The sequence below is a fragment of the Bradyrhizobium sp. 141 genome (assembly GCF_023074055.1).
Taxonomy (GTDB): domain Bacteria; phylum Pseudomonadota; class Alphaproteobacteria; order Rhizobiales; family Xanthobacteraceae; genus Bradyrhizobium.
In genome coordinates, this window is record NZ_JADPKR010000087.1 from 70,512 (window position 1) to 81,647 (window position 11,136).

Annotated in this window: 5 protein-coding genes and 1 pseudogene; 2 read left to right on the forward strand and 4 right to left on the reverse strand. The window is 59.3% G+C overall.

Going from position 1 to position 11,136, the window contains the following annotated elements:
* Positions 1-18: 18 nt before the first annotated feature.
* The 4 genes and pseudogenes from IVA81_RS26955 to IVA81_RS26970 all read right to left on the reverse strand — a co-directional run bounded on the left by IVA81_RS26955 (position 19) and on the right by IVA81_RS26970 (position 8,082).
* Complete coding sequence (locus tag IVA81_RS26955; protein WP_247323609.1) at positions 19-3,405, reverse strand: adenylate/guanylate cyclase domain-containing protein; 3,387 nt, start codon at positions 3,403-3,405, stop codon at positions 19-21.
* Positions 3,406-4,116: 711 nt separating this feature from the next.
* Positions 4,117-4,973 (reverse strand): annotated as a pseudogene (locus IVA81_RS26960) (HD domain-containing protein).
* A 2,115-nt stretch (positions 4,974-7,088) separates the two neighbouring features.
* Positions 7,089-7,415 carry a DUF3303 family protein gene (locus IVA81_RS26965; RefSeq protein ID WP_247323611.1) on the reverse strand — a complete coding sequence of 109 codons (327 nt, stop codon included), beginning with the start codon at positions 7,413-7,415 and terminating at the stop codon, positions 7,089-7,091.
* 259 nt (positions 7,416-7,674) lie between these two features.
* On the reverse strand, positions 7,675-8,082 hold the full coding sequence (locus tag IVA81_RS26970) for a hypothetical protein (RefSeq protein ID WP_247323612.1): 408 nt from the start codon (positions 8,080-8,082) through the stop codon (positions 7,675-7,677).
* Positions 8,083-8,671: 589 nt separating this feature from the next.
* On the opposite strand from IVA81_RS26970, the gene IVA81_RS26975 reads away from it, so the two are divergent.
* On the forward strand, positions 8,672-8,941 hold the full coding sequence (locus tag IVA81_RS26975) for a cyclase (RefSeq protein ID WP_247323613.1): 270 nt from the start codon (positions 8,672-8,674) through the stop codon (positions 8,939-8,941).
* 279 nt (positions 8,942-9,220) lie between these two features.
* The gene (locus tag IVA81_RS26980; RefSeq protein ID WP_247323614.1) at positions 9,221-10,996 is read left to right on the forward strand and encodes a caspase family protein; all 1,776 of its coding nucleotides are present in this window, start codon (positions 9,221-9,223) and stop codon (positions 10,994-10,996) included.
* The last annotated feature ends 140 nt before the right edge of the window (positions 10,997-11,136 follow it).

An 11,136-nucleotide genomic window follows, 5' to 3' on the forward strand; every position in this document is an offset into this window, starting at 1 on the left:
CCGCGACCACAAGCACCTTCATTGCGCCAGCTCGTCGAGTAAGGACTTGGCCTGCTTCAAATCCAACGTGTCGAAGCCCTCGGTGAACCAGCCGTAGATAGGCGCGAGGAGATCGCGGGATTCTCTGCGCTTGCCACGGTCGCGCCAGATCCGGGCCAAGCTGGTGGCAGCGCGCAGCTCCAGGCATTTGGCGCTCTGGCAACCCGCCACGTCTAGCGCACGCTGAAACCACCCTTCTGCTTCGGTCCCGTCGCCGCTCCGCCTGGCAAGCGTCAGCTCCCCAGTTAACCGGCAGATTTCGGCCTCCCATCGCCGCTCGCCGGTTTCCTCGACAACGCGCGCAGCCTCGACCAGCGCGGTTAATCCTTGCTCGATTTCTCCGGCCCACGCCGATGCTTCAGCCAGCGACGCGAGATAATAGGGCCGACGGATGCGCACGCCCGTCGGCTCGACGGCCGCGAGACCGCCGCGAATCTCCGCGATCCCTTCCACCGCCTGCCCGCGTGCCGCGATCGCCCACCCCCGCAAGATGCTCCCAGCCGCCGCCAGGTGCGGTGCGATGCCATGCTCGGCGCACACCGCGATTGCGGTCTCCGCATGCTCCTGGGCCGGCTCCGCTTCCCGCCGATGCTGGTAGATCATTGCCGCGAACACCAGGGCGAGAACAAGGCTGAAGGGGTGCGACAGCCCCCGCGCCATCCTCACCGCCTCGCGCGCCGTGGCAAGCGCCTGCTCGGGGAAACCAAGCGGCCACAGCGTGAGGGCCGCGGTGTATCGATTGCAGACGGCTGCGTCGTGGCCGCCATACAGGAACGTATGGCCACGGTGCGCGTCCGGCCGATACAGCGCCCATCCGGCTTCGAGATGCGTCCGACACGCGGTCAGTTCCGGGAGATGAAGGAGTGTCGTCCATGCGGCATGATGCGCCTGTAGGAGGAACGCCGGATCGGCGGTCTGCCGAGCGACCGCGAACAGCCCGTCCAATAGGCCGCGAGCCGCCTTGAACTCGCAGCGCTGCTGGTAAACAAGCCACAGCCCCCAGTTCACGGCATAGAGCTGCGCTACATCGCCGGCTTGCTGACACAGATCGCGTGCGTGCAGATAGGCTTGCTCCACCTCCGGCGCCGAATAGCTCTTGGTGGCGATCAGCACCGGCGCAAGCACGAGCTGCAGGGCGAGTTCGCGGCGGGCACGCTCCGCCGGATCGGCGACCCGCCTGACGAGCGCCAGCCCCTTGTAGAGATGGGCAAGGCACTCGGCATGCGCCGAGCGCTCAGCCGCGCGCTGGCCGGCCGCCTGCCAGTAGGCAACGCCGTTTTCCGCAAGGTCAGCTTCGGTGAAGTGGTGCGCGAGCACCTCCGGCTGGGTTGCCGCGATGTCTGGAAACGTCTCCTCGAGCGCCCGGGCAATGCGCGCGTGCAGCGCGTGCCGCCTATTGCGCAGCAATGTGCCATAGGCGGTGTCCTGAACGAGGGCATGCTTGAACAAATAGGTCGCGTGCGGCGGGATGCCGTTTCGGAACAGCAACCCGGCTTGCATCAGGCGGTCGAGCGCCGAGACCAGTTCCGGCTCTGACTGCCGCAGCACGGCGGCTAATAGCACATGAGAGAACTCACGACCTATCACCGCTCCGATTTGTGCTACCTCCTTGGCCGGGCCAAGCCGGTCGAGCCGCGCCATCAGAGAAGCATACAGGCTCGCGGGGACCGCCAGCGCTGGAGAGGGAATCGCGGCCGCAGTCTGCATCGCTCCGCGCTCGCCCCCAGCCTCCAGCACCGCCTTCGTCATCTCCTCGACGAACAACGGGATGCCGTCGGTGCGCTCGACAATGTCCTTTCTGACCTTCGCCGGCAGCAGCTTATTGCCGACGACGCACTCGATGACGGTCCCGACCTCGCGATGTCCCAGCCGATTGAGGGCAAGCGTTGTCACATGCGGTTGTCCGACCCAGGGCGCGTCGAACTCAGGCCGAAACGTCACGATCAAGAGCACGCGAAGGCTCGCGATCCGGTTCACCGAGCGACCGAACACTTCCAGGCTCGTGGGATCGCCCCAGTGCGCATCCTCGACGATCATGAGCACGGGGCTGGACCGCGCTAGGGCTTCCAATTGGACGCCGAGTGCCGCCAGCGTTTTCTGCCGGCGCTGTTCGGGAACAGGCTCCAGAGCGGGATAGCGTCCGTCGTTAGGAAGCGACAACATCTCGGCCAACAGCGCCGCGTCCTGCCGGGACGTCGAAGTCTGCGCCAGGAGCGCATCGAGCTTGTCGAGCTTGGCTTGCGGTATGTCGCCGTGCACAAGTCCGGCAGCCCGTTCGAGCTGCCCGATGATCGGATAAAGAACGCTATCGATGTGTTGGGGGGAGCAGAAATAGCGAAGCCGTGTGTGGGGTTCGGCCGTCAGGCGCTCCATGAGTGCAGTGGAGAGCCTGGATTTGCCGATCCCGGCCTCACCGGACAGCAGCACCACCTGGCCTTCGCCGGCCTTGGCTTTTGCCCAGCGCCGTAACAGGAGTTCAAGCTCTTCTTCGCGGCCGACGAGGGCGGTCAGGCCGCCGGGATGCATTGCGTCGAAACGGCTCTCGACAGAACTGGCCCGCAGCACCGCGAAAGCTCGCACTGGATCTGTGATCCCCTTAAGCTCCGTTGGCCCGAGGTCCCGCAGCTCGAAGAGATTGCCCAGCAGTTTGCGCGTGGCCTCGGCAATGACGACCGTGTTCGGTTCCGCGATGCTTTGCAGACGGGCCGCAAGGTTCGGCGTCTCGCCGACAATCCCGCGCTCCTGCGCTTCGCCGGAGCCGACGAGATCTCCGACGACCACCAGCCCGGTGGCAACCCCAACCCGCATCCGCAGGGGCTCGCGAGCTGGGAGGGCAGCAACCGCGTCGATCAGGGCGAGGCCGGCACGAACAGCTCGCTCGGCGTCATCCTCATGCGCCTGAGGATAACCGAAATAGACGAGAACGCCGTCGCCCATGTATTTTGCCACGAACCCGCCGAAGCTGCGGACGGTCTCGGCAACACATTTCTGATAGGCCGTGATGACCTCGCGCAAATCCTCTGGGTCCATCCGGACCGAGAGCGCCGTCGAGCCGACGAGATCCGAGAACATTACGGTCACTTGGCGACGCTCGGCGGTGTCCTCTTCGTGGATTGCCAGAGAAACGTCGAATACTGGCGTGGCTGCGCTCTTTTCCGCGCGCAGAGCCGCAATCGCATCTAGAAGCATGCGGCGGTGCCCAACCATGGCGACGCCCAAGTCTTTCAAGTCCTCCGCCGTCAGATTGGGCAGGACCTTCTCACTGATCTCATTTTCGCGGAATGCCGCCTCATATTGTTCGAGGCCAAGCCTCCGCAGCCAAACTCCGACGTCCATGATGGCGACCCGGTTCACCTTGCGCTGCATGATCCCGCAGTCGAGACAGCCTGTCTAGAGCGCCCTCTTGGAGGACCGGTTTGGGTCAAAAGCGGCGGTCGGGGCAAGTGAGGCCGCGCGTCCGGTCTACTACCAACAGCAGACACTCAAATCGGCTCAGCCTTATTCAGCTAAGGGCCAACAGCGGACCTTGGGGCGCCGAACTGGCGTCTGCTTTATGATGAAGGGACAACGTCATTTTTAGATCGCCAGATTGAGCTGATAAGCTCGCACCACTACTGGGCGCTCCACCAGCGTCGAATATTGGAGAACAGCCGTCCGAAAATGAACAGCCCAAAAGCAGCTAAGAGCACAGCTGTGACGAGAGCCGATACAAAGGAGATAGGGTCGCTCTCAAAACTGATGAGTCTTGACCAGCCAACGTAACCAGGGCCGTATCCGCGTGAGTACAATTCTCCTGTCGTGAGCACGCGAAATAGTTGAGCTAGCCCTAGCCACGTCGCGAACGCGATGAAAGGCAGACCAACGACGAATGTGGCTATCCTCTTAACAATTTGCAGTTTCTGCATTTAACTCATCAGTCCATCCACACTAAACAGCCCGATGCGCTCCGAGGTCCGGTTTACCCTAATCAACCGACGGGCCGATGAACGCCGGGTTTCATCGGTATGGGCCACACGTGAGCGGACACAATAGTGTTGGAAACTTGAACGGTCAGTCGAAATCATGATTTTGGAACGCCTATAGCTGCGGACCAGATAATCTGACCTCTCGTTCAGCGCGAAGGACATTGCCATAGAGACTGCTGATCCATTGTCTTCCACTCGAGGTTACATTCAAAAAGCGGATTGCAGTTTGGATGTGCGGTGCGACCTTGGTCCAGTAAAATTGAGGATATTTGTACACCACGTCCGCGGGCGTGGTGTACCCGAGCGATTTGTTGAGTCCTATCTCCTCGAACTCATAGTCAACGCATTTGATTTTTTCATGTAGTTTGGATCGCCGAGCTGACCAATCAGGTCGGCGGCGCGAAGCAACAAACCTTCTTCTTCGTCAAGATCATCCTTGAGTTCGTTGGCTGATGCGTCTGCATAAGGAAAACGAGTGTATTCGATGGCTCGGGCAACGCGAGCGGCGTCGATTTCGTCGATTGGGTCAAGACGCTCAACGGCGAACAATTTTGAGCGGTCGACATGATACGGCGCAAGCGCGGCATCGGAGGAGCCGATCGGTAACTCAACCGTTCGGCCGGTACCATCAACAACATAGGCTCCGTCCTGGTCTCCCTGAACTATTCCCCGAACGTAGCCGATGTCGTGAAGCAGGCACGCCAGGATAAAGTGAGCATAGTCGCTGGCAGTCGTTGGCCTCAGAAGAGAGCGCCCGATCAGGATGTCGTGCCCCACCAGCGTGACCAACAATGTGTGCTCGACGTTGTGGTAGAGTGCATCGCTGTTACCGATACATTCCAGGGCCAGTTTTGCAGCATAAGGGAGCAATTCCGGCAAGCTGGCGTGGGACGAGCCGAAGCGGCCGCTTGTCTCCGAGATCAGGAACGCACCGAGCGCCTGGGACGTCAGTTCTGGGATAGTTATCATGAGCAAGCTCTCACTTTTCATCGCCAAACCTGCACTCTGCAGGATCGGGAGGGAGAGGACCATCCTAGAAGTGTGAAGCCACATGATGGGTCATGCTTGACCTAGATCAACAGCAACGACGCAGGGCCACGGTGCCCGGCAGCAACTTCCGCTTAGGGTCACAAGCGGCGCCGGGGACCAGCGTGGGCACGCGTCCGCTCTGCCTCCAATAGGCAACATTGCAACGGCCTCAGCCTTGTTCGGCTATGGGCGATGAGCCGAACTTCCGCACCGGCCGTTTAGCTCCCGTTAGTGTTTGGTGATGCAGAGCTGACACGTGTCCAACCGTGTAGGGCGCTATGAAACGCGCAAAACAGACTTTGGCTTTAGTTGGCACGGTGCTGTCGATGTCTGTCATCGCGAGCGCAACTTACTTTCTGTTTTGGCATAAGAGCCTGACGGCAATACTTTCCTTTGTGGCTAGCGTCCCCGTCTTTCTAATTATCGCCCTCGGCCTTCTGAAATTAGCTCGCGATAGGTGAGCGCACCGCCGTATATCCGCTCTAGGTCACAAGCGGTCTTCGACCGCATGCCTCCTGGAAGCAGACGTTGCAACGGTCGGAGCGAAGGCCGTTGCGGGGCCATAAGCGGACCAGAAAACCTGATTCACTAGCAGCCGTTGAAGAGCTTTAGGGGGAAGCCCACCATCCGTCGGGAAATGGCTCAGGCAACGTCCAATCGATTTGGTTGTCGTTCTGAGGAGGCCTGAGACCTCCTGCACTTCTGCTTGGTGGCGTGTAGCGACGGAGGCGGACAGACAGGGCGCCGAGATCACGACCTCGGAGGCGGCGCGAAGCATGGCGTCTAGAGCGCAATGCAGGCGCACCGCGGGCGACGCGCTCTGCATCTTCGACTAGACTTCGAAGATCTTCCAGTTCTGAGAGCTGAGAGGCGAGTTCACCAAGTCGTTGCAGATAAAGAATTGCGCGAGAGCTTCGCATAAATGTCCTCCACAGTACAAAAAAGCACTACTAGGACGGCTTCAAAGAAATCGGGATAAAGTGGTAATCTAACATGGCGAAAAATCGGTTTTCAATACGTCAGGCTCATTGCCTCATATGAGGGGCTATCACTTTCGAGCGCCTGCAGCAGCGAAAGGCCGCTTAGGGTTACAAGCGGACTGTCAAACCGCGCTCCGACTGCGCGATCCGCCTTATCCCGGAGAGCCGACGTCATTCGGATATCAGATGTTATGGCATAAGCGGGCCAATGGCCGACGCTTTCCCCGGCGAACATTCCGCTCTGGCTGCGAAAGCAGACTTCGTCAAGCAAAACGATCAGCTATGGGCCAATATCGGAAGTAACGGACACGTTGAGGCGTGGGCAGAGGCAGCGTTCAATCCGACAGACGAGGAATGCGAGGTATGGATGCGAGCGCGATGGGATGTGAGGCAAAGGCGTTACAGCCTTGCTCGCCGATTGCCCCATGATTGAAGGCAGCGCCGCCAATGCATTTCTGAATTACACCGGCCGTTTTAGCCACCAGACCGCATCAAATACGGATCCAAGGACCCAGCTAATCGATCCGCCACTTGTATGGCGGCCCGCGTGGACTGCTTTTCGCGATGAAGCGAGCCGACGGAATTCACGACCAGCCCACTACAAGCAAGAACAGCTATTGCAATCGCAGCGAGATATTTGGTCCTCATGACGATGGTCCCCGTTATCGCCCCATGAACTAACCCGGCACTCTCAGAAATGGTTCCCGAACAATGCGGCCCAATGTTTTCGGCCGCATTGGAAGTTGCTTCCATGACGCCAGCGACTAGCCGCTGGGCGGGTCCTCCTTCCGAAGGGAACATCGCGGTCGCGATCCGAGGAACGGAAGCGTCTGCCAGGCTTTAGAAAAACTGAGGCCGTCGCTCGCCGGTAGTAACACGGCGCATGTCGCGGATAGCCAAAGGTCGTGGCGAACGACCCGCTGTTCTCAATACAAGCGCTCGCGCAGATAGCCAAAAGCGACGGTCTCCGGTTCTATTCAAAATAGCCAGCAGTGCCCCGACCGGTTGCGGGAGGAGCGCAAGAGACGCCCCGACCAATTGTCGGGGCGCTCGTCGATCTCATATCTTCCGCCAACTAGCCCTTAGACGCTTGTCTCGCCCATTCGAGAGAACTTGCGTTTATCGGCACCGATTCGCTGATATCGACGACCGGAACGACATCAATGTCATTCCAGAAGTTGTACTTTGCCACGAAGGCGGTGATGGCTTTGGGGTCGTTGGCTTCGACCAAAACATAGCCCCCTCGTCCCGCCAGGTTCGCTACGAACGCGTGTATCGTCAGCCCCTTCTCTTCATCCGGCTTCCACTTGCTGAACGCAGCAAGAAGCGATTGCGATCCTGCAAAGTTTTGGTCAAAGGAAAGGCCGGCAGTGCGGACTGTATATTCAAGCATGTATTTCATGAAACATCTCCTTCAAAACTGGACAGTGAGCCACGCGACCGATCTAATCTTAAGTGCGAGCGGTCGCGCAAGTGTTAGCAGCGGCGAGAGCGGCCTCATTGGTCGAGAAGTTGTCCGGTCATGGTCGCGTCAGTTGGCGCAGCGACATATCCAGAATTCGGCGCAACCAGGAAGTCACGTCAGAGGGCAAACCGACGCGATCGGCGCCGTCGCGTGCGCCATTCGCTCCTACAATCGATTTTTTGCGAAGAAACGAGCCTTAAGCCTTAAGGTCCGTGATCCGCATAATCGCGACCACGTTCCCATCATTGAACGCCTGCTCCTTTGTGTCCTTGTTGCAGGTCCAGACAAAATTCTTCTTGCCGGTAAAGGTCTTTTCGTCCTGCTCAAGCCGAAGCTCTCCTTCGGTGATATGGCAGACCATGGCATTCATCATCGGGGGCCCCATGGTCTTCGATGCCGGCTGCATGATGATGTCGCGCATTGAGACGGCCTTAAAACCCGGGATCAGCGATGGTGTCTCGCCCTCATACTCACGCACCACCACACCTGGCCACGGAGTCGTGTCCTTGTAGCCCGTAGTTTGAGCGGCGGCGGGCTTTATCATGGCCGTCGAAGCCGCTGCCAACCCGAATGCCAAAGCAGACCTTCGATCGATCTTGCTCATCGCTTTTCTCCCTAGGTTGCTGCAACAAGCCGCCGCAAAAGTTGCGCGCGTGTGGAATGTGAAATCGTGGTGTGAAATCGAAAAGGGGGCGGTCTCTTAAGGCAGCGTACCTGCCGACAGCGCTAGTACTCTCGTCCCGAACGGTGACTTCGGCACATCCCGCTTCAGGGGCAACCACATTCTACGAGAACGGACGCGTCCTAGAAATGGGTGTTTCGCCCAAGAGGCATAATGCCTCAGTTTGCTTAGGCCTGAAGATCGGACCCGGCGTCAGCAACTCACATAGATACGCAAGTCAGTGTCACTGACTGGTCCTGCGGCTGGTCGTAGTAAGTGCGCGGCCACGACCTATTGGCGTCGAGTGCGGAGGCGATGGTGCTGCTCCCGCAGACCGTCCGGAGTTGGCCCATCAGCCGAAGTGGCAGCACGCCTCAGTGTTATCGGACAAAGGGCAAACGTCCGATGGCATCAGTGCAACCCGGAAATGAAATAGCTCCAAGCGGTGGCCGGTATTATACTGGCGCTACTGGAAGTGCTGTTTCAAGCGTTCGTGGAACGATTGTTACGACCAGTCAGGGAAGGACATCTGATGACGACCATGTTTGTTAGACACGCGGTTTCCGACTACAAGACCTGGCGGAAGGTTTACGACGATTTTGCTCCGGTTCAGAAGGCGAAGGGGGTAACAGCTGAGGCTGTCTACCGAGGAGTCGAAAATCCCAATGACATCACAGTAACTCACGAGTTTGCCACGATTGAAGCTGCGCAAGCCTTCGCGGAGAGTGCTGAATTGAAGAATGCCATGCAGAATGCGGGAGTGGCGGGAGCTCCAACGATTTGGTTTACGAACAAGGCGTGAAGTATCGATCCCGGCCAAGTGCCGGGATTTTTTTGCTGTGGTGGTGCCATGTCGCCTGTTGGCCCTTAGCTGAATAAGGCTGAGCCGATTTGAGTGTCTGCTGTTGGTAGTAGACCGGACGCGCGGCCGCACTTGCCCCGACCGCCGCTTTTGGACCCAAAGCCGACTTAGCTATTCGGACGGAGCTGACATGACGAACAATGTGACATCTCTCACATAAGTCCCCCTTGCCTTTGGGCAGTCTATCCATAGGCTGCGCACATATTGTCGGGGACTAAAATGGGCGCTTTTCGTTGGTTTTCTTTGATCGTTTCCATTTGGCTTATGTGCGGCTCGGCCCATGCGGAGCGCCGTATGGCATTGGTGATGGGCAACTCGGCCTATAAGAGCGTTCCGAAGCTCTCCAACCCGGCCAGCGATGCGGCCCTGGTCGGGGGCATGTTCAAGAAGGCCGGATTTGATTGGATCGACATCAAGACCGACCTGAACGCTTCCGAGATGCGCAAGGCCCTGCGCGACTTCGGCCAACGGGCGCGAGATGCTGAGGTGGCCGTGATCTACTACGCCGGTCACGGCATCGAGCTTGATGGGACCAACTACCTCATACCGACCGATGCGGCTCTAGAGACCGACAGCGACGTTCTGGACGAGACCGTGGCGCTTGACCGGGCGCTGTTCGCGGTCGAGCCTGCGAAGCAGCTCCGATTGATCATTCTCGATGCCTGCCGCGATAATCCTTTCGCCAAGACCATGAAGCGAACGGTTGCTGCCCGTGCGATCGGGCGTGGCCTCGCTAAGGTCGAACCAGCCAGCCCGAACACGATGATTGCGTTCGCGGCCAAGGCCGGGTCAACAGCATCGGATGGCGACTCGAAGAACAGCCCGTTCGCGGCAGCACTTGTCGAGCGGCTGCCGACACCCGGCCTCGATCTGCGCAAGGCCCTCGGCTTCGTTCGCGACGATGTGTTGAAGAACACCAGCTATAAGCAGGAACCATATGTCTATGGTTCTCTAGGCGGAGATGACATGCCACTGGTTGCCGCCAAGCCGACAGCTACCGGGCCTCAAGCAAGCCCGGAGGACGCTGTTCGCCGGAACTATGAGCTTGCTCTGCAACTGGGCACTCGCGACGGCTGGACGGCTTTCCTCAGCCGATATGCCGACGGGTTCTATGCCGACCTAGCCAAGGGTCAACTCAATAAAATCGCGGCGGAGGAGGCCCGTGCAGCGGCGGTCGAGAAAGCTCGGCAGGCCGAAGATGAAAAGGCACGGCTCGCCTCCGACCGCGCCAAGAAGACCGAACAGGACAAGGCCGCCGCCGCCGCCAAGGCTGCTGAGGATGCGCGGCTCGCTGCCGAGAAGGCCAAACAGGTCGAGGAAGCGAAAGCCGCCGCCGCCGAGCAGCGCCGCAAGGAGATTGAGGCCGCTGTTGCAAAGGCTCTCGCCGATAAGCAGGCAGCAGAGAAAAGCACAACCGACCAAAAGATAGTAGCTCTCCCATCGCCTGCACTTTCCCCTGAACCAGCGCAGTCGCCGCAACAACTCACGAGAGCGGTCCAGGCCGAACTACGGCGGGTCGGCTGTCTTGCAAATGCGGAAGAGGGAGATTGGGGTGCCAAGTCACAGCGCTCCCTGACCCAGTTCAACAAGTACGCCGGGACCAAGCTCAACACGACCCTCGCAAGCACCGATGCGTTGGATGCGATCAAGGCCAAGTCAGGCCGTGTCTGCCCCTTGGTGTGTGATCATGGGTTCAGGGCCGATGGAGACGCCTGCGTGAAGATCGCTTGTCGCGCCGGCTATCGGGTCAACGATGACAACGAATGCGAGAAGGCACAGGACAAGAAGCCTGTCGTTACAAGGGAAGAGCCGCGCAAGCGGGAGGAGCGGCGACAAGTCGGGACCGCTCCATCGAACAAACCGCAAGCCTCTAGCCAGTTATTCTGCAATTCCGCTGGGTGCCGTCCTGTCGGCAAAGGATGCAGAGTAGAGGCCGCTCCCGTCAGTGATCAGACCTCCCCGATGGCTGGCCGCACCAGAGAGGTGTGCAATTAACGCACCGTTCCCGTCAGAACTCGCCAACGTCTGCTTCTGGCCGATTCCGTTGAAAAAGGCTGCAGCAATCCGATGTATTGGCGCCAGCGTGGATGCGAGCGAACGGCTGTATCAGCCTTTTATGCGGGCCTGATGGTTTG